The sequence below is a fragment of the Wolbachia endosymbiont of Oedothorax gibbosus genome (assembly GCF_936270435.1).
In the GTDB taxonomy this organism is placed as follows: Bacteria; Pseudomonadota; Alphaproteobacteria; order Rickettsiales; family Anaplasmataceae; genus Wolbachia.
The window spans coordinates 864189-884843 of record NZ_OW370567.1 but is presented as its reverse complement, the minus strand read 5'-3'; the positions used below and the strand labels follow the sequence as shown (position 1 = coordinate 884843).

Annotated in this window: 18 protein-coding genes, 1 tRNA gene and 2 pseudogenes; 11 read left to right on the top strand and 10 right to left on the bottom strand. The window is 36.5% G+C overall.

What is annotated here, in order from left to right:
- Position 1: 1 nt before the first annotated feature.
- Entirely contained in the window at positions 2-1552 is a 1551-nt protein-coding gene (gene ctaD, locus NBW39_RS04445) for a cytochrome c oxidase subunit I (RefSeq protein ID WP_250294637.1), read from the bottom strand.
- 15 nt (positions 1553-1567) lie between these two features.
- A complete protein-coding gene (gene coxB, locus NBW39_RS04440) occupies positions 1568-2332 on the bottom strand; it encodes a cytochrome c oxidase subunit II (RefSeq protein ID WP_182365661.1) in 765 nt (254 codons plus the stop codon).
- A gap of 805 nt (positions 2333-3137) precedes the next feature.
- Here coxB and gpmI point away from each other — a divergent pair.
- On the top strand, positions 3138-4679 hold the full coding sequence (gene gpmI / locus NBW39_RS04435; RefSeq protein WP_250294636.1) for a 2,3-bisphosphoglycerate-independent phosphoglycerate mutase: 1542 nt from the start codon (positions 3138-3140) through the stop codon (positions 4677-4679).
- Between the two features lie 224 nt (positions 4680-4903).
- Here gpmI and fabD read toward each other — a convergent pair whose 3' ends face one another.
- The gene (gene fabD, locus NBW39_RS04430; protein WP_250294635.1) at positions 4904-5884 is read right to left on the bottom strand and encodes an ACP S-malonyltransferase; all 981 of its coding nucleotides are present in this window, start codon (positions 5882-5884) and stop codon (positions 4904-4906) included.
- A 128-nt stretch (positions 5885-6012) separates the two neighbouring features.
- On the opposite strand from fabD, the gene rpmE reads away from it, so the two are divergent.
- Both rpmE and NBW39_RS04420 read left to right on the top strand, forming a co-directional pair.
- Positions 6013-6216: a 50S ribosomal protein L31 gene (rpmE, locus tag NBW39_RS04425; protein ID WP_250294634.1), complete on the top strand. Its 204-nt coding sequence runs from the start codon at positions 6013-6015 to the stop codon at positions 6214-6216.
- A gap of 38 nt (positions 6217-6254) precedes the next feature.
- Positions 6255-7040 carry an NAD kinase gene (locus NBW39_RS04420; protein ID WP_250294633.1) on the top strand — a complete coding sequence of 262 codons (786 nt, stop codon included), beginning with the start codon at positions 6255-6257 and terminating at the stop codon, positions 7038-7040.
- A gap of 140 nt (positions 7041-7180) precedes the next feature.
- Here the strand turns inward: NBW39_RS04420 and NBW39_RS04415 are convergent.
- The 3 genes and pseudogenes from NBW39_RS04415 to NBW39_RS04405 form a co-directional block, all read right to left on the bottom strand.
- Positions 7181-7699, bottom strand: a pseudogene (locus tag NBW39_RS04415) (IS982 family transposase); the annotation flags it as partial.
- A 15-nt stretch (positions 7700-7714) separates the two neighbouring features.
- Positions 7715-8587: an IS982 family transposase gene (locus NBW39_RS04410; RefSeq protein ID WP_250294632.1), complete on the bottom strand. Its 873-nt coding sequence runs from the start codon at positions 8585-8587 to the stop codon at positions 7715-7717.
- 95 nt (positions 8588-8682) lie between these two features.
- Positions 8683-9039, bottom strand: a pseudogene (locus tag NBW39_RS04405) (IS982 family transposase); the annotation flags it as partial.
- 365 nt (positions 9040-9404) lie between these two features.
- Here NBW39_RS04405 and NBW39_RS04400 point away from each other — a divergent pair.
- Both NBW39_RS04400 and NBW39_RS04395 read left to right on the top strand, forming a co-directional pair.
- Positions 9405-11408 carry a hypothetical protein gene (locus NBW39_RS04400; RefSeq protein WP_250294631.1) on the top strand — a complete coding sequence of 668 codons (2004 nt, stop codon included), beginning with the start codon at positions 9405-9407 and terminating at the stop codon, positions 11406-11408.
- Positions 11409-12390: 982 nt separating this feature from the next.
- A complete protein-coding gene (locus NBW39_RS04395; protein WP_250294630.1) occupies positions 12391-13416 on the top strand; it encodes an extracellular solute-binding protein in 1026 nt (341 codons plus the stop codon).
- An 86-nt stretch (positions 13417-13502) separates the two neighbouring features.
- Here NBW39_RS04395 and NBW39_RS04390 read toward each other — a convergent pair whose 3' ends face one another.
- Positions 13503-14123 (bottom strand): hypothetical protein, encoded by a 621-nt coding sequence (locus NBW39_RS04390; protein ID WP_250294629.1) that lies wholly within the window; start codon positions 14121-14123, stop codon positions 13503-13505.
- 167 nt (positions 14124-14290) lie between these two features.
- Between NBW39_RS04390 and NBW39_RS04385 the strand changes: the two genes are divergently transcribed.
- Entirely contained in the window at positions 14291-15166 is an 876-nt protein-coding gene (locus NBW39_RS04385; RefSeq protein ID WP_250294628.1) for an aspartate carbamoyltransferase catalytic subunit, read from the top strand.
- A 171-nt stretch (positions 15167-15337) separates the two neighbouring features.
- Positions 15338-16342 (top strand): Mrp/NBP35 family ATP-binding protein, encoded by a 1005-nt coding sequence (locus tag NBW39_RS04380; protein WP_250294627.1) that lies wholly within the window; start codon positions 15338-15340, stop codon positions 16340-16342.
- 18 nt (positions 16343-16360) lie between these two features.
- Here the strand turns inward: NBW39_RS04380 and NBW39_RS04375 are convergent, their stop codons facing one another.
- Positions 16361-16705: a TrbC/VirB2 family protein gene (locus NBW39_RS04375; protein ID WP_250294626.1), complete on the bottom strand. Its 345-nt coding sequence runs from the start codon at positions 16703-16705 to the stop codon at positions 16361-16363.
- Positions 16706-16920: 215 nt separating this feature from the next.
- Between NBW39_RS04375 and NBW39_RS04370 the strand changes: the two genes are divergently transcribed.
- Positions 16921-17109, top strand: a complete 189-nt coding sequence (locus NBW39_RS04370; RefSeq protein WP_250294625.1) for a hypothetical protein — start codon at positions 16921-16923, stop codon at positions 17107-17109.
- Here the strand turns inward: NBW39_RS04370 and NBW39_RS04365 are convergent.
- Entirely contained in the window at positions 17102-17284 is a 183-nt protein-coding gene (locus NBW39_RS04365; protein WP_250294624.1) for a hypothetical protein, read from the bottom strand. The genes NBW39_RS04370 and NBW39_RS04365 overlap by 8 nt on opposite strands.
- 90 nt (positions 17285-17374) lie before the next feature.
- A complete protein-coding gene (gene tkt, locus NBW39_RS04360) occupies positions 17375-19417 on the bottom strand; it encodes a transketolase (RefSeq protein WP_250294623.1) in 2043 nt (680 codons plus the stop codon).
- Between the two features lie 105 nt (positions 19418-19522).
- Between tkt and rpsD the strand changes: the two genes are divergently transcribed.
- The 3 genes from rpsD to iscX all read left to right on the top strand — a co-directional run bounded on the left by rpsD (position 19523) and on the right by iscX (position 20464).
- On the top strand, positions 19523-20137 hold the full coding sequence (rpsD, locus tag NBW39_RS04355) for a 30S ribosomal protein S4 (protein ID WP_010962555.1): 615 nt from the start codon (positions 19523-19525) through the stop codon (positions 20135-20137).
- A 9-nt stretch (positions 20138-20146) separates the two neighbouring features.
- Positions 20147-20233, top strand: a tRNA-Leu gene (locus tag NBW39_RS04350).
- 30 nt (positions 20234-20263) lie between these two features.
- On the top strand, positions 20264-20464 hold the full coding sequence (gene iscX, locus NBW39_RS04345) for a Fe-S cluster assembly protein IscX (protein ID WP_007552114.1): 201 nt from the start codon (positions 20264-20266) through the stop codon (positions 20462-20464).
- The last annotated feature ends 191 nt before the right edge of the window (positions 20465-20655 follow it).

Here is a 20655-nt window from a genome sequence, read left to right as displayed (position 1 = left end):
TCTATTTTATCACTGGTGGTTTTTCGAAAGTATGAAAAGGCGGTGGTGAAGATACCGTCCATTCCAAGGTGTTACCTTCCCAAGGATTATCTCCAGCTTTCTTGCCCCATTTGAAGAGATGTATAACTATAAACACAAAAAACATAACTGAAATAAAGGACATATATGAGCCAATTGAGGATATATAATTCCAAGGGATAAACGCATCAGGATAATCAGGTATACGCCTTGGCATACCAGCTAATCCTAAGAAATGTTGAGGTAAAAAAGTGATATTGGTGCTAATAAAAGTAAGCCAAAAGTGGATTTGACCTAAGCGCTCATTATATTGTTTACCCGACATTTTACCAATCCAATAATAAAAGCCAGCAAAAGCTCCAAATAATGCAGCAAGTGACATGACATAATGGAAGTGAGCAACAACATAATAGGTGTCGTGCAAGAGCTTATCTATTCCACCATGAGAAAGAATTATTCCCGTTATGCCACCGCCAACAAACATAAAAATAAAACCTAGTGCAAATAGCATAGGGGTCTTAAACTCAATTGCTCCACCCCACATAGTTGCAATCCAGCTAAAGACTTTTACACCAGTTATAACACCGATAAAAATTGTGGTAGTGCTAAAAAATGCAGCAGCGTCAGCACTAAGCCCAACAGTGAACATATGATGAGCCCAAACCATAAAGCCAAATACTGCTATACCTATCATTGCATAAACCATCCCTATGTAACCAAATACAGGTCTGTGAGAAAAAGTTGATACAACCTGACTTATGATGCCAAATGCAGGAAAAATAATTACGTAAACTTCTGGATGACCAAAAAACCAAAATAAATGTTGAAATAACACAGGGTCACCACCACCGGCAGGATCAAAAAAGGAAGTACCAATATTGCGATCAGTAAGAAGCATAGTTATAGCACCGGCAAGCACCGGTAAGGCAACAATCAACATAAATGCTGTTAGCAAGACAGACCAAACAAACAGTGGCATCTTAGTTAATGACATTCCTTTTGCGCGCATGTTAAATATAGTAACTATAAAGTTGATCGCCCCAACAATTGACGACATACCAGCAACGTGGAGTGCAAGTATAGCAAGGTCAACTCCTGCACTTGGATGGGACATTACCTGTGATAAAGGTGGATATAAAGTCCAACCTGTACCTGGACCTTCACCAATAAACACTGAGAGAATGAGCAAAATAAAAGATGACACTAACAACCAAAAACTTAAATTATTCATACGAGGAAATGCCATATCTGGTGCGCCAATCATGAGAGGTACAAACCAGTTACCAAATCCTCCCATGAGGGCTGGCATTATCATGAAAAACACCATTATCAACGCATGCCCTGTAACCATTACGTTATATAATTGATAGTTATTGTTAAGTATATTAATGTGCATTAGCTGAGTGCGAATAATCACCGATAATAATCCACCAATAATTCCAGCTAATATGGAAAAAATAATGTACAGTGTCCCTATGTCTTTATGGTTGGTGGAAAACAACCAACGCTTTATGCCCTTTGGTGCGTCACTCATATCTATACTCCAAATTTAACTCACTAATTTTCTATTTTCAATCCACTTATTAAAATCTTCTTTGCTTACTGCTTCAACAACAATTGGCATAAATCCATGGCCTTGACCACACAATTCGTAGCACTGCCCATAATAAACACCAGGCTTTTTGATATTAAACCACGCCTCATTCAGCCTACCTGGTATCGCATCAATTTTTACACCGAAAGCCGGTACTCCCCAACTGTGTATCACATCTCCTGCTGTAACTTGTAAACGAACGTTAGTATTAACGGGTAAAATGATGTTGTTATCAACAGAGAATAGCTTTAAATCTCCTTCGATAAAGTCTTCTTTTCCCTTAATATAACTATCAAATGACACACCTTGATATTCTGGATATTGGTAGCTCCAATACCATTGATGGCCAATAACTTTTAGTGTTATATCAGCTTTCGGTATTTCTTCCTGTAGCTTCAGTAATTTAGCGTTTTCAAAGGCTAATATTCCAACAATAATCGTTGGTATAACAAACCAAACAATTTCTAAAAGAACATTGTGATTAGTTTGGCTTACATTTGCCACTTTGCTTTTACGAAAGCGAAATACTACATAAGCAAGCAGCGCCCACACAAAGAGCATTATTGCAACCATCACAAGCATCACAAACGAATGTGACCTAACTACAGCCTCCATTACTTCAGTTGCAGGAGCAGGAAATCCAAATTGCCAGGAAGTAGGAGCAGAGGCAACAGATATATTTGAGTAAAATATTATCAATAGTGCAAATAACTTCACCATATCTTTTGTTTGTTTGCTATAAAACTAAATGATATACTGTATAATAGTATATATAAACTTACTATGCAAATAGAGATTAGTGATGGTTAATAATTTTTTAGCATTCAACAAGTATAATAGTACAATACTAATTGAGGAAAAAAGCGTTTACATAAATCTATTGTAATTAAAAATATTATAATATTTTTAATTAAGTATTTACTTTAAGTAAATTCTATAATAAGTTTAATAGTGTCTGTTACTGCTAATAACCCTCTAGCCTCACACCTAAAAGCAGTAACAGACACTATTAAACTTTATGACAAGTTTATAATCTATAAGATCAAAATCTTATAAGTTTCTTTATTTTATTATACATTGCAGTTTGTTAATTAACTTTTAATGCCTATGGTAGCATTTATAGCTTGGACCAAAAGTTTATGCATTATAGAAAATAATTATAAAAAAACACACTATATTTGTATACCATACAAACTTTCTTCATTCTGCATAGCTGAGTTACTAGATTCTGTAAACGAAATCTTTAGAGAAGGGAGAGTAGACCACACTGCCACATTATAAAATCGGGTAAGATTCCTGAATTAAAAGAAATAATGATATGAGTAAAAAAAGAATAATTAAATTTATAAAAGATAAATTGATGAGTTTAAACTTTATTAACGCCCACAAAGCATCTTCAAAAGATTTCTCACGAAAAAGAAAGATGCCTTTCATTGATGTATTTATTCTATCTCCTACTTTAACGCAAAAGTTGTGAGAAGAGTTTTTTTTGGTATCATTAGAGGTTTCCAGTGTCAATTTTTGTATGAATTTTAAATCAGTCGTCTTATGTATACTAGATGGTTGGGGAAATGGAATAGAAAGCAGTAAATACAATGCTATTAGCAATGCAAGTCCACCTTGCTGGCAATATATTAGCTCTAATTATCCAAAATGCAGTTTGTCCGCCTGTGGAACTGATGTTGGCTTACCTGGTGGTCAAATAGGTAATTCAGAAGTTGGCCATATGAATATTGGCAGTGGTAGAGTAGTAATGCAAAGTCTACAGCGCATTAATCAAGAAATTGGAGCAATAGAAAACAATGCAAATCTACAAAGTTTTATTAGTAATCTAAAAAGTAAGAATGGTATATGCCATCTGGTGGGATTAGTGTCAGATGGTGGTGTTCATTCACATCAAAAGCATATTGGAGCTTTAGCAAAAAAAATATCACAGCGTGGAATCAAAGTGGTGATACATGCATTTTTAGACGGCAGAGATACATTGCCAAATTCATGTAAAAAATGTATTCAGGAATTTAAAGAGAGTATAAAGAATAACGATATAAGAATTGCTACTGTTTCTGGGCGTTACTATGCTATGGACCGTGATAACAGGTGGGAGAGAACAATTGAGGCTTATGAGGCTATCGCATTTGCAAAGGCACCTCGTCATGACAATGCAGTATCGTTGATTGATGAAAATTATCAAAATAATATAACTGATGAGTTTATAAAACCTGCAGTAATAGGTGATTATCAAGGTATAAAACCAGAAGATGGAGTGTTACTGGCTAACTTTCGTGCTGATCGAATGATACAATTAGCAAGTATTTTATTAAACCAATCAGCAGCGCGTGACGCTGGAATCTATGGTCAAACTACTCGTACGACAGAAGGTCATAAACGAAAACCATTCTCTTCAATTCTAAGCATGATGCAATACAAAGCGGACTTAAAAATTCCTTGTCTTTTTCCTCCTATATCTTTTGCTAACACTTTAGGACAGGTAATAGCAGACAATAAATTACAACAATTACGCATCGCCGAAACTGAGAAATACGCTCATGTGACTTTCTTTTTCAATTGCGGAAGAGAAGAACCTTTCTTCGGTGAAGAAAGAATACTAATTCCTTCACCAAAAGTTAAAACTTATGATCTGCAACCTGAAATGTCAGCCTTTGAGCTCACAGAAAAGCTTGTAGAAAAAATTCACTCCCAAGAATTCGCACTGATAGTTGTAAATTACGCTAACCCTGATATGGTGGGACATACAGGTAATATAAAAGCAGCCGAGAAAGCTGTGCTAGCTGTAGATGGTTGTCTTGCGAAAGTGCTGAGTGCTGTTAAAAAGTCAAGCAACACCGCATTAATTGTTACTGCAGACCACGGTAATGTGGAATGTATGTTCGATGAAGAAAATAATACACCTCATACAGCACACACTCTAAATAAAGTGCCATTTATTGTGTCTTGCGATAATCTAAAACTAAGAGACGGAAGGTTATCTGATATTGCCCCTACTATTTTACAGCTACTTGGAATTAAAAAACCAAACGAAATGACAGGCAGTTTGTTGATTGTATAATTTTTCGCATTACTCTCTAACTGGATATGCACAGCTGTTGTAGTTTGAGACACCGGAAAGGTGTCATTCCAGTCTGGAATCCAGCTTTTATGTTGTATAGTGCACAATCAATTTTTCTGGATCCCAGTGTCTGGGCACTGGGATGACATCGAAGTTGCATTCTTGTTAGGCCCAAATTGCAATGTTCTTACAATATTACTTGGGTAACACCAAATAGATGTGTTTTAACTTAATCCAACTTTTAAATTTTTCGCTGTTAATACTAATGATTCACTAAAGAAGCTGTCAATATCACCAATACTATCTATATTTTTTGTACTGATAGATTGATCAATTCTTTTGACCAAATTGGATAAAACTTTATTAGGGCCAATTTCAACAAATTTGTTAATGCCACGGCTTGACGTATACAAAACCATTTCTTGCCACCTCACTCTGATTACAACTTGCTTGGCGAGTAAAGTTTTTATAACTTTGGGATCACTCTCCTCTTTAGCTGTAACATTTGATATCAAAGGAACTATAGGACGGGTTATTTTAATACCCTTCAAAAACTCCAAAACTTTTTCATCAGCAGGTTTCATAAGAGATGAATGAAAAGGCCCACTAACCTGTAATTTAATTAATTTCCTCACACTCGAGTTTTTGAATAAATCAGGTAACATCTCAAGGGCTTCTGTAGTACCACTTACCACTACCTGCCCACCGCCATTATCGTTTGCAATTTCACAAATTCCGTCAATTTGAACTGATTTTAATATATCTTCCACTTCATTTATCTCTGCTCCAAGCAATGCGACCATTCCGCCTTTACATTTCAGTGAAGCTTCATGCATTGCTTCGCTGCGAACTTTTAGCAGCTTGATTGCAGACTCAAGTGTTAACGCCCCTGCAGCACACAGCGCTGTATACTCGCCAACTGAATGCCCACAAACATACTTAACGTTGTGATCAGTGAAAAGAGATTTGCCAAACACATGCTCCATAACACGTAGCGTCGCGATTGACACTGCCATTATAGCTGGCTGAGCGTTTTCTGTAATGGTTAATTCTTCAATAGGACCGTTGAAGATTAAATGAGACAGCTTTCTACCCAATATGCTATCTACTTCATCAAATACTTGTCTTGCAACTGAAAATTCACTATATAAGCTCTTTCCCATTCCTACAAACTGAGAGCCCTGACCAGGGAAAGCAAAAATCATGATAACTATTATTTATTCCTTATTAAGGATAACATTTTATTTATTTTTTGTCAATATTTTAGAATAATGATTGACTTAGTGAATTAAGTTCACTAGAATGTTAACTGACTAAAAGTTTATAAGCAACAATGAATTATCATAAAATTATTATAGTTATGACAGACGGTCAAGAGTTTGAAACTCGTTCAACCTATGGAAAGGAAGGAGATAGGGTAAAGCTTGATAGAGATCCTCTCACTCACCCTGCATGGACTGGAAGTTTGACAAGCGGGTCAGCAAGTAAAACTAGCAAATTAGCTAAGTTTAACGATAAATATGGAAGCATTTTCTAATTTTCCTCCTCTTTAAGTTTTAGAGAGTTTACTGAAGCATGCATAAATACAAAAATATAGCCTATGTTGCTTCTCCATCACCAAAGTCCCAGGAAGTATCTAAACTATTAAAGAAACTTAATTTTATCAATATAACAGAAGAAAATAAGTCCGAAATCGATCTATTGATAGTTGTTGGCGGTGATGGCTTTATGCTACGCACCTTGCATAATTACGTTATAGAAAACAAAAACACACACGTATACGGAGTAAATACTGGCAATGTTGGGTTTTTGATGAATAAATGCTTTAAAGATTTAATTGATCATATAGAGCATGCAACCTTAGCTCAGTTAACTTTGCTAAAAATGGAAGCCACAGACATAAGTGGCAAGAAATACCACTATATAGCGGTAAACGAAGTATATGTTTTTAGAAAAGCAAACCAAATAGTAGAGATGAATATTACTATTAATGATAAACTAAAAGTAGAAAAATTTAGAGGGGATGGAGTAATATTATCTACTCCCACAGGCAGCACTGCATATAACTTCTCTGCCGGCGGTCCAATTTTGCCACTAAATTCAAACTTACTTGCATTGACCTCCATCAATAGCTATTACCCAAGGCATTGGAATGGAGCGCTAATATCAAACGATACGGTAGTACAAATTGACATTAACGACACAAAAAACCGTCCAGCACTTGTAGTATCAGATTACAAGGAGTTTCATGACATATCACAGATAAAAATACAAAAAGACCATGAGAACACAATCACTTTGCTTTTTGACAAGGATTACCCTCTGAATGAAAGGATCTTTGATAGACAATTTCTATACTAATAATTATCCGGTATCTGTTCAGATGCATGGCTAATGCTGAAACAAAAATTCCAGTGCTCCCTTTCTTGTCATCCCAGTCTGGGATCCAGATTGGGCACTAAGTTGGTAAACACGAAAGCCTTTACAACCCCAGTTATGGATTAACCAACGAAGTAAAGCTGAGAAATACAGGGCTTTTTCGATTGCATTGAATAAGAAATGAGGGTAGAAAAAATATGTACCAAGAAATTTACTGTGGATCTATGCCGAGTGTGCTCAAGTTCAAATTTGTTTTTTAGGCAGCCAAAAACCGTTTCAACAATCGATCTTTTCCCTAGTAAAATCTTCTCTTTCAGCGAAATCAGTGCATTTTTCATACCTTTTTTCACTTTAGTGACGAGTTTTAGACCTCTATCGAATAGTTTCTCAAAGAGCTCTTTCTTTATATAGCCCTTATCTCCAAACAAAAGTCCAGTTAGTTTTTTGGTTAGAGTTGGTACAGGTTTTCTGTCATCGACGTTACCTCTGGTTAGCGTAACACCTTGAATTTCACCTATTTCATTGATTACTACATGTAATTTAAAACCAAAAAACCAGCCGTAAGTATTCTTTCCTAACTCTGCTAATCCTTTGAAAACCTTATTTCTTGAGATTCTTTTTCGATGGCATACTGCTATTGAAACCCCAGTTATGGATTAACCAACGAAGTAAAGCTGAGAAATACAGGGCTTTTTCGATTGCATTGAATAAGAAATGAGGGTAGAAAAAATATGTACCAAGAAATTTACTGTGGATCTATGCCGAGTGTGCTCAAGTTCAAATTTGTTTTTTAGGCAGCCAAAAACCGTTTCAACAATCGATCTTTTCCCTAGTAAAATCTTCTCTTTCAGCGAAATCAGTGCATTTTTCATACCTTTTTTCACTTTAGTGACGAGTTTTAGACCTCTATCGAATAGTTTCTCAAAGAGCTCTTTCTTTATATAGCCCTTATCTCCAAACAAAAGTCCAGTTAGTTTTTTGGTTAGAGTTGGTACAGGTTTTCTGTCATCGACGTTACCTCTGGTTAGCGTAACACCTTGAATTTCACCTATTTCATTGATTACTACATGTAATTTAAAACCAAAAAACCAGCCGTAAGTATTCTTTCCTAACTCTGCTAATCCTTTGAAAACCTTATTTCTTGAGATTCTTTTTCGATGGCATACTGCTATTGAAGTAGAATCTATGTAGGAAATCCCGGTCATTTTTGCTTGTTCACAAAACCATTGCAAAAGTAATGCTAAATACCACAAAACTCGCGGCTTTAAGGCAATAAATCTGTGATATGAAGGCAGCTTTGAAAACTCTGATCTATAGAATAACTGAAGATAACAAAGATAAAAAGCCTTGAAGTTTTTACATGGTGATTTATGGTATAATAGGATTATGGTTAGAATTTCTGAGTGCGCTATTTCTGGTACTCTGGTTGGTTTTTTGCCGTTTGATAAGAACCTATTTGCAAAATTATCATCTACCGCACGACAAAAATCCTCGACGCAACAGTACAGTTCTGTAATATCTTTCTTCATGGGTAACCTCTTATTATTACTAAAATACTCGAGTTTACCCTGTTTCCCTCTTCTTAGTTATACTTTTATCTATTTTCTAATCCATAACTGAGGTTTGAAGTAGAATCTATGTAGGAAATCCCGGTCATTTTTGCTTGTTCACAAAACCATTGCAAAAGTAATGCTAAATACCACAAAACTCGCGGCTTTAAGGCAATAAATCTGTGATATGAAGGCAGCTTTGAAAACTCTGATCTATAGAATAACTGAAGATAACAAAGATAAAAAGCCTTGAAGTTTTTACATGGTGATTTATGGTATAATAGGATTATGGTTAGAATTTCTGAGTGCGCTATTTCTGGTACTCTGGTTGGTTTTTTGCCGTTTGATAAGAACCTATTTGCAAAATTATCATCTACCGCACGACAAAAATCCTCGACGCAACAGTACAGTTCTGTAATATCTTTCTTCATGGGTAACCTCTTATTATTACTAAAATACTCGAGTTTACCCTGTTTCCCTCTTCTTAGTTATACTTTTATCTATTTTCTAATCCATAACTGAGGTTTACAACGTTTTTTGTGTGAAAGGACTGGATCCCAATGTCAGCTACTTTCATGACGTCATCATAAAGTAAAATTAGATCCCAGTGTCACGCACTGGGATGACAGAAGAGGGGCTACTTGCATGACACCCATTTGTTCCTATAGTTGTCTTTTCTCGTCTACCTTATTTTGCCACTCTGCTAAACAGATACATTATCTGTAAATTGGTATTTACTACATCTTAATAACTATAGCGTAATCAAAAGAGCATTGTAATCAATTTTGGAGCAAATATGCCTGGATCAGTAAATGAAAATAACTTCACACCAATTCCAACACCTAGAACAAGTACTCCCAAAAAAAATGGTGAAGAAACAAATCCACCATCACCTGAAGAAGCAGGAAATGCTATCTCAAGTGCTGTGCTGGGTATGGCAGGAAATAATACACTATTAATATTTGACTTTAATCAAACTATTACCAATGGGTTTATGTGCAGATTCTTTGCATCCAATGGATATAGTGATTATAATTCTGGCGAAGAAAATGCAGTAACTAAAGAAAAAATAAAAGAATTTTTACAAAAGGAAGGTTCAGGAATCAAAAATGAAGCAAAGCTAAAGTCTGTATTGCAGTTTGCACTTTCAAGCGTAGTAAAAGTTAATATTGTAACGTCAAGCTATCCCAAAGTAGTAGAGTATGTAGTGAAAAATCATTTAGGTTTAACAGAAGGGGAGACACAAAGTATCAAAGTATTTGAAGGAACAACTAAGCGTCAAGATCTACAAATTGAAGATTCATTAGATTCAGCAGAAGTAGATGAAAAAATGACTAAGTGTCAAGATCCACAAATTGGAAAACATCTATGTGTTTTATCTCTTTTAAAAGCATATAAGAAAGACAAAGGTATGTTACCGCAAAAAGTCATGTTAGTTGATGGTAATCAGCGGGGCATTAATCCTGCTGATGACTTTTATAAAAGCATCAAGGAAGGATTATTAGAAAAAGATATGAAGGGTCTCTTAGAAAATATAGATCAAGAAATAGCAGAAGTTGATATCAGGGAAGAGGAGATAAACAATATTGCATTTAAAGGGGTTAATGTATCTAGTGAGCCAACAATAGGAACAGACGGAGCAGGGGATGATGGTTATTTAGACAAAGTAGGAAAATGGATTAAAGAGCCTATACAGAATCTTGAGAATCCAGTTGATGATGGTCCGGAGAATCATAGTAAAAAAACTTCGAAAGAGAGTTCAGATAGTGGAATAGGTGGTCAAAACTCAGAAGAGAAAGATCCTTCTAAAAAAGTAGGTCTATCCGGCAGTACACCTTTAACTCCTCCACCATCGTATAAAAGCGAAGATGGCTCTGAAAAGTCTTTGAGTGAATTTGATACAAATAGCAATGCAACTTTAGAGAGTAAGAAAGCAAACAGATCCTGGCCAAGAGCAAAATATGCCATGCAGCAGAAGGGTTTTATAATTTTTGGTGCAACTGCTATTATACTCAGCACATCTGCAGCTTTATTATACTTACAAGATAAAGCAAAATTTATTGCGTTCTTTGCAAACAGTCCGCTCTATACCATCGTACCGATTATTGCAGGTGCTTCATTGCTTGCAATTAGTCCAATGTTTCTTGGAATAAAACAGTTTATAAATACCGAAGAATATCAAACTCAAGGAAAAAATGCAGATGAAATTTTAGCTGAAGTGCTGGAATACCAGCCAAAGGACAAAGCGATAAAATCTGTAAGGCTGGAATATAGTAATGGCACTCATTCAAATTTTCTACTTAACGCTTGGGAAGCTAAAAACGACTTCATCAACATTGACGAAAAAGTAGTTAGTAGAACTAATAAAATAGAATCAGTGATTAACAATAGGCCACTATTTACTGCATTACTGACCGGTGTAGTTGCTGCAAATGTAGCACTTCCTTTATTGCTGTATGCGGAAGGTGGTATTAATAATGTACAAAAACTTTACCAGAACCCTTTGACTAACAACATAGGATTATCATTACTTATAGGTTCTGGTATACTTGCATTATCAATTATATGTCTTAGTGTGCATTATTATAGAAAAACAAATTGCACTAATCTTATATATTCTCAGGAAGAGATTGACACTAAAAGTGTTAATGAGAAATTCATTGAGGAAATAAAACGAGAAAGAACAAACGTTCTTGGGGAAAACCACAGTAAAGACGCTAAACGCATCAGCTTAATGCTTGAGCAAGTTGTGGTTCAGTCTCATAATTGTAAGGATGTTGTTTATAGTGTCAGTCAATAAAATGCACAACGTAAAACACAATGCCTTACGCTCTTTCTTCATCATCCCAGCGCGTGACACTTTATAATGATGTCATGAAAGTAGCTGACACTTGGGGTCTATGTTTTTTCTGGTCACACGCTGGAATGACAAAGTGAGCGTGCGTAGGTGTCATCCTAGTACCTATTTCTTTGTCATCCCAGTGCCCAGACATTGGGATCTAGTTTTCTTTACAAATTCACCAAAAGTGTTTCATTCTATAACGCAAAACCCATATTCACAAAACCCAATGCATTACTTGCAGTTTAGATCCCAGTGTCACGCACTGGGATGACATCATCCTTTTTTTTGGAATTCCAGCGTCACGCGCTGGAATGACACCTTACTTAACCGTCATACCGCCGAGGTATCTTAGCATAGATCCCGCTAACAAGCAGCGGGATGACGATTGTCGTTTAGTCATAAATATTTAAAAAATTTACCAAATAAAAAAAAAGGCAAAAGAAACCCCGTGGTTGGCTAATTACTTACATTATACTTTCAAGTATGGCGTTTTTTTATTCTAAACGCTTAATAACCGCGATTTAGCTGCTTTTTAATGCAACTAACCTTTAGTCATAAATGTTTAAGAAATTTACTAAACAGAAAAAAAGGCAAAGAAAACCTAGGGTAACTAGTATTCAAATTCTCCCTTGTTCTATTTGACGTCTTTTGATGTCTTAAACGCTTTATAAGCGCGTTTCGGCTTGTATAGATAGAAACCCAGAAGTTTTATAAAGACATGAGGTGCACACAGTGCAAAAAATTAAGCATGATTTACGCCAAATACAAAGTTCCCTTTGTCGTTTTAATCTGCAGATTGCGAAGATAAATAAATAGCTTCACTTTCATGATAAGGGGGCTGGCAAAGCTTGTCAAGTAAGTTTTTATGACTTATCTAACGAATTTTACACTTGCTAAAGCTACTCCATCTTGGTAACTTTAACTGGAAGAAGTTATTTTTATGAGAAAAGCCTTTATATTCACATCCTTAATAGCGGTTGTATTAATAGTTATTACTTATTTATACAGAAACGACGGAACTAATGACTCACAAGTAGTAAATGTTTATTCATCGCGCAAAGAAGAATTAGTACGTACTTTATTTGATGAATTCACGAAAAATACGGACATTAAAGTACGTTATATCGTTGATGATTATTCTCAGCTACTTTCACGTATGGAAAACGGTGGTGAAGCCGACTTATTTTTAACTGCAGACGCAGTGAACCTAATTTTAGCAAAAAAAAGGGGGCTTTTGTCTCAAGTGGATTCAGAGGTTTTAAAAAGTGTTATACCTGCAAAATTTAGAGATAGTGAAGATTATTGGTTTGGTCTCACAAAAAGAACTAGGATATTGGTTTACAATAAAGAGTCAGTAGACCCTAAGGACTTAAGTACTTATGAAGATTTAGCAAATGAAAAATGGAAAGGAAAAATATTAGTGCGTTCTTCCACAAGTCCATATAACCGATCGTTGATTGCTTTTATGATTGCAAATAATGGTTTTGAAAAGACGAAAGAATGGGTAAGCGGAATTGTGGGCAATATGGCAAGAAAACCAAGTGGTGGTGACACTGATCAAATTTATGCCGTAGCAGCTGGTGAGGGAGATGTTGCAATAGTAAATAGTTATTACTTTGCAAGAATTCTTTCATCAGAAAATAAAAAGAATGTTGTAGACAAGCTAGGGGCTTTTTTTCCTGATCATGAAGGTAATGGTGTAATGGTAAACATCAGTGGTGCAGCAGTAACAAAAAACGCAAAAAACAGGGAAAATGCTATAGTCTTATTGGAATTTTTAGTAAGCAAGCAGGCTCAAGAGTTATATGCTAAGAAAAACCAAGAATATCCTATTGTTGAAGGCGTTGAAACTTCCGGTATACTAAAATCTTGGGGAAATTATCCACAGAGCGATTTACCTCTAAGTGAACTTGAGAAGCATCTTCTTGAGGCTGTTATGATAGCGGATGAGTGTAAGTGGAAGTAATCCCCAGTGCCACCAAACACTGGAATGAAAGATTTATGCTAACTTTTTACAGCATTTTGCCCTTGACTCGCTGAATCTTTTCTGTTTTACACAAGTTTTGCAGTTTGTTCACCAACAATTAGTTTTGAGCTGCTTGGAGAAGAATTTCTTTTTTCTGCTTTAGTTGTACTATTAACTTCAGGAGAATAGACAGGATTATCAAATTCATGTGTTGGCCCGTCTTTTTTTTCCTCAACTCCTTTCTCAGAGCCTCTCACCTTATCTACTACTGATTTTCCTGCATCTAGTGTTTTATCTTTTGCCCAACTTAGTGCATCATAACCTGCATCTAACACCTTTTCTGTTCCTTGAATAAGCTTACCATTTGACACAGCGTCAACAGCTACAATACCTCCAGCAATTGCAGCACCAATTGGTCCACCAAACAAAAAGCCAATTGCAATAGCACAAACTCTAAACAAGAATTTCTTTAAACGACCTGGTTTTGCACTCTCTTTTTTACTTTCCTCATTATCAGATTTGGAAGCGGGATTTTCAGCTTTACTGTTTTGTCTATAATTACCATATGCTAAAGCTCCAACAGCTGTACCAACAATGGGACCAGCAACTGGAATAGCAAAAGCAGCAGCTGTTAGCGCTATTCTCCACGGTACGTAATCTAGTATTTTGCTCCCCAAGCTAGTTTTCTCATCTTTTTTTGCAACCATTTTCAACCTCACTTACTATTAATATACTAACCATAATAAAAGCAGAGTACTAATTATCAGTTAATACCAGTTTTTATTTTATGCAGTAGGTTGCAAATAGGTTCGTTGAAAAAAGGTAATAAGAAAGTAGAATAGGGTGGACAACAATTGCATGTTAAAAGGAAATTATGAATAACAGAAGGAATTTGTTAAACATCTCAGACCTCACAGTCGATGATGTAGAAAATATAACTAGGTTGGCTCTGAAAAATGAAGCTGCAAATAGTCATATCTTGGAAAACAAGACAGTAATAAATTTATTCTTTGAAGATTCAACACGTACGCTTGCGTCTTTTGAAATAGCAGCAAAAAGCCTTGGTGCAAATGTTGTAACTTTGCCAATAAGATCTTCTTCTATCAACAAGGGAGAAGATCTAAAAGACATGATCAAAACATTAAATGCAATGAATCCTGACTATATGATAATCAGGCATAAAAGTAGTGGTATCATTAATACACTAGTAAAGCATGTTAACTGCTCGCTGATCAACGCAGGCGATGGAAGCAGCGAACACCCAACTCAAGCTCTTGCAGACTATCTTGTAATCATTAATCATAAAAAGCAAATAAAGGACCTTAAAGTTGTAATATGTGGGGATATCTTGCACAGTAGAGTTGCAAGATCAAATATAAGATTGCTGAAAATGTTTGGAGCAAAAATATGCTTGGTCGCACCACCAACTTTGATTTGTAAGCATTTTCCTGAAGTAGATTCAGTCCATTATTCATTAATTGAAGGTATAAAGGATGCTGACGTAATTATGCTTTTGAGGCTACAGAAAGAGCGCATGAATAATAGTTCTTCAGAGAAAGAATATTTTCATTTGTATGGACTTGATTCACAAAAGCTATCATACGCAAAACCAGATGCGATTGTTATGCACCCAGGGCCAATAAATAGAGGGATTGAGATTAGCAGTGATGTAGCAGATTGTGTTATTTTACAGCAAGTAGAATTCGGATTGGCAATACGTAAGGCAGTGCTGCACTATTATAGATATTAAAAGATGCCAATGCAAAAGAAGGTTTTTTCATGAAATGACAAGGGTTGGCCTTCTCGGGCTGAAATTAATAAGCCTTAATTGCTTATTACTAATTATCTTCTTGAATTCTATATTATTTCGTGTAACATTTCCGCAAGAGTTTGGGCTGGCGCATCAAACAATAGAGGCATAATGATCAACGAAGAAATTGTAAGAAAGAGCTTAAAAAAAGTCATAGAGCAAAAAAGCGGTAAAACTCTTGGAGTAATATCCTCAATCATTATTAAAGGCAGAGACGTTGGTTTTGTGCTTGGAGTTGCCGGCAACACACAAGCAAATGAAGAATTAAGAAGAAATTGTGAACAAACTGTTAAGGCTATACCAGGGGTGGGGAAGGTGACCGTGGTTGCTACTGATCAAAAACAAACTGAGCAACAAAAAGCTAAATTACATATCGAAGGAGTGAAAAATATAATTATTGTGGCCTCTGGTAAGGGAGGCGTAGGTAAATCCACAACTGCGCTAAATCTTGCTCTCTCATTAGCAAAGTTAAAACATAAAGTTGCGCTGGTTGATGCAGATATATATGGTCCTTCAATTCCTAAAATGCTTGGCGCTGAAAAATTAAAGCCAGAAATATATGGTGGAAAAGCAATACCTATAGAAAGGTATGGACTGCATACTATTTCAATTGGCTACTTTATTGATAAAGATCGTGCAGCAATATGGCGCGGACCTATGATCACAAAAGCACTTTATAATCTGCTCATGGGAACAAAATGGTCCGATATAGAGTATTTGATAGTTGACACACCACCTGGAACTGGCGATGTGCATTTAAGTCTTATGGAAAATTTTAACTTAACCGGGGCGATAATAGTTTCAACTCCACAGGAGCTCTCTTTAATCGATGCTCGCAAAATTTATGATATGCTTAAAAAGGTCAGCGTACCGGTTATTGGCATTGTAGAAAATATGAGCTATTTTACTCAAAGCGGCTCAAAAATATACATATTTGGAAAAGACGGCGCAAAAAAAATGTCTGAGGAGCTGGGCATCAAACTCTTAGGCAGAATTCCTCTAGATCCACAAATATGTCATGCTTCGGATTGTGGAAATCCTTTAATGTTAAGTGAAGATTTAGCAAAAATTTATAAAGATATTGCTTTGGAAACAGTAGAACGTTGCATAGTGTAAAATTCTAAAAAACAGGATCTATTTCTTTTTGTCCACTCCACATTGGTCCATCAAGGAAGTATTTCCAGTGCCGCCTATACCACCCATCACTTTTGTCACAATAGTTTTAGCGCCGAAAAATACAGCACAAAATACACCGAGTGCGAAAAGAGCTGGCCATGGCATTCTACCAAATATCGCCATCAAAGCTGCACCTATTATCACTACGGTCATAAGCGGTCCACCTATTCCCCAAACGTATCCAATAATATTACATATTACTTGGGCAGTTGTATCGTCGTTAGCGTCAGCAGCACTCCCAACATGAGAAAAAGAAATAAATAACACTATAAGAAGAATATTAAAAACTTTCCTAGGGTTCATCCGTATACCTTAAATTTAGATATTGTAATTATATCTAAAATAGTATAATTTTTAGTAAAACTAGCATATGGTACAACTTTACAACGATGTCATGAAAGTAGCTGACACTGGTTCCTTTACAACGGCAGCGCCCCTATGATGTCATTCCAGTAGCCTCTCTCCCCTGTCATCCCAGTGCGTGACACTGGGATCTCATTTTACTTTATGATGACGTCATGAAAGTAGCTGACACTGATTCCTTTATGATGGTGTCATCCCAGTGTCCAGACACTGGGATCCAGAAAAGTTTGCTTGTAAGCAAGCAAACTAGCACAGAAAGTGGTTACAACATTTTCAATGAAACTGCCAAAAACTGGATTCCAGCGTCACGCGCTGGAATGACATGGTGGTATGTATTCAAGTAGCTGACACTGGTTCCTTTATGACGGCAGTGCCCAGAGGTGTCATCCCAGTGCCCAGACACTGGGATCCAGGAAACTTAATTGCAAGTAATGCATTGGGTTTGGTGAGTATTGGTTTTGCGTTATAGAATGAAGCACTTTTGGTGAATTTGTAAAGAAAACTAGATGCCAGTGTCAAGCACTGGCATGACATCATCTTGGATGGAAATCAACGTCACGCGCTGGAATGACAAAGAAGAGTGGGCTTTCATATGGTTATGCAAGAGGTTTACTGAATGCAACCTAACTTCTCACACACACATTTTACTACGTGATCTGCGCTGATATTAAAATGCTCATAGAGTGTTTTATAAGGTGCTGATTCTCCAAAGCTTTTCATGCCAATAAATATACCGTTTGAACCTATATATTTATGCCAACCCATTTCACTTCCGGCTTCAATTGCAACTTTAATGCTGTCATTATTTAATATCGCCGCTTTATATTCATCACTTTGTTCGTCAAAAAGCCTCCAGCTGGGCATAGAAACAACCCTTGTACCTATACCCTTTTCCTGCAATTTCTCCCTTGCTTCAACTGCAATTTCAACTTCAGATCCGGTAGCAAATATTGTCACTTTTAATTCTTTTGAACATTCACACAAAACATATGCACCAAACTTCGATAGATTGGCAGATTGATCGATATCAAAATAGAATTTGCGCATGTAACTTACGTTTTGCCTTGAGAGCGCAAACAGTGCAGGTGACTCTTTTTTTTCGAGTGCAATGCTAACACACTCCAGAGTTTCAACTGCATCTGCTGGCCTAAAAACATATAGATTTGGTATAGCACGCAAAGAAGCTAAATGCTCTATTGGCTGATGAGTTGGGCCATCTTCCCCCACTCCAATTGAGTCGTGAGTCATTACATAGATAACCTGCTGCTTCATCAGAGCTGAAAGACGTATAGCAGGACGACAGTAGTCGGAAAATACCAAAAAAGTGCCACCATAAGGAAGAATCGCGCCGTGAAGAGCCATACCATTCATACATGCTGCCATAGCGTGCTCTCTCACTCCATAGTGGACATAAGAACCACTATAATTATTACTATCTATTACCTGCATGTGCTCATATTTAGTGCAATTTGACCCGGTAAGATCAGCAGAACCGCCGATTAATTCCGGCATAGACTCAGTTAAAAGTTCCATTACCCTACCAAAAGAAGATCGAGTAGCTTCGTTTGGCATTAGCTCACATATTTGTTTCTTCAGGTCAGCTAAAACACCAGCGATATTATCTGGTAGATGTTTATCTAACCGTCTTTGAAGTTCTACATGATATCCTTTCATCCCAGCATTCTCTTCTGTCATCCCAGTGCTTGACAATGGGATCCATTCTTTTTCTTCTTTCCTGGTCACGCGCTGGAATGACATCGTGTAGTTTTGTTTTGCTCTCTCAACAGTTTTCTTCCAGGCATTTTTCACATCTTCTGGCACATGGAATGGTTCATAATTCCAGTTTAATTTCTCTCTCATCTGTTTGATGTCTTCCTCCGAAAAAGCACCACTGTGAGCAGAGGATGTGCCAGCACGGCTTGAAAATTTTCCGATAATGGTTTTGCAGCAGATTAGTGTAGGTTTATCAGACTTTTGCGCCTGCTCTATTGCAATGGATATGGCATCAAAATCATGGCCATCAATCTTGTCAACATTCCATCCATACGCTAAGAAGCGTTTCTCTACATCATCAGAGCAGGAAAGGCAAGTAGCGCCATCTATAGAGATATCATTATCATCAAAAAGAGCTATGAGCTTATTCAATTTAAGATGCCCAGCAAGTGAAGCTGCTTCATGGCTTATTCCTTCCATAAGACAGCCATCCCCTAGCATCACGTAAGTGTAGTGATTGATTCTGAATTGCTTTTTAAGGATTGATTCAGCAAGTGCCATGCCAACAGCAGCGGCAAACCCCTGACCGAGCGGGCCTGTCGTTGCCTCTACTCCGGAAGTCAAGCCAAACTCTGGATGACCTGGGGTCTTGGATCCCATTTGCCTGAAGTTCTTTAGCTCATCTATGCTAATATAACCTGTCAAATATAATATTGAGTATAGTAACATTGAACCATGACCGTTTGATAAAACGAAGCGGTCTCTATTAAACCATTTGGAATCATCAGGATTATGATTTAGATATTTGGCAAACAAGACAGTTGCAACATCTGCCATGCCAAGTGGCATACCTGGGTGCCCAGAGTTTGCTTTTTGTACTGCATTAATTGATAAAAAACGGATGGCATTTGCCATAGATTCCAAAGGTAGATGATTCATAGAAAAACTTAAAAATAAAGTATAAAAGATTATATCAGCAAAAACAAGTTGACACTGAGTGCTAAAATCCTTAATAATCTAAAGTTAAATCGTGAGAGTTTTTATATGACAACTGTTATCACTAGAAAGTATAGGATTAGCCGTAGACTTGGTGTAAATTTATGGGGTAGAGCTAAAGACCCAGTAAACAAAAGGAAATACCCTCCAGGTCAACATGGTATTCTTGGATTCAAGAAGTTATCCGACTTTGGTAAGCAGTTTGCTGCACATAAAAAATTTAAGTTTTACTATGCGATTTCAAGTAAGCAGCTCAGACGTACATTTTTAGATGCTTATAACAGAAAAGGTTATACGGCTGATAATTTTATCGGTATCTTAGAATCGAGATTAAGTTCTGTTTTATACCACTCTGGTCTTGTTCCAACAATTTACTCAGCAAAGCAGCTCATATCTCATAAGCACGTTACAGTTAATGATAAGGTGGTTAACATATCGAGTTATCGAGTGAAGCCAGGTGATATAATAAAAATAAGAGAAAGGGCAGCAAAAATCCCTGTAGTAGTAGAGGCTGAACAAAAACAAGAGCGCAAGGCTCCGGATTATTTAGAAGCAGATAGTAAAGAGCATTCAGTGAAGTATTTGAGGTCACCTCAATATTCTGAGGTTCCTTATTCAGCAGACATGGAAGTCAATTTAGTAGTAGAGTTTTACTCTAGATAGATAAAAAAAGCCCGTGTGGCGGAATCGGTAGACGCAGCGGACTTAAAATCCGTGGGTTTTGCGACCTTGGGAGTTCAAGTCTCCCCATGGGCACCAATTTAACTTAGCAGATAAATACAAAAAAGTATGAAATGGCTTGATATAGAAGATATTGTGGAAGCTCTGGAGGAAAAATTTCCAAATGAGAATATAATTAGTATCAGATTCACTGAGCTTAAAAAAAAGGTCTTGAGTTTAGAGGAATTTGATGATGATGAAAAACGCTGTAACGAAAAAATACTCGAAGCTATTCAAGCAGCTTGGATTGAGGAAAGATTAACCGCATAGCAATAAACCATACGCAAACGTGATTTCTATTACAATTTGCATATTGATTATGCTATTTTTTGGATCTAGCCTGGCAAGTTAATAATAATTTAACTAATTACAATTAAAACAGCTATAAGGTTAATTATGAGGCAAAGATGACAGCACAAAATTTGGTAAATGGAACGATCTTGGCAAGTGCTACGTTAAGG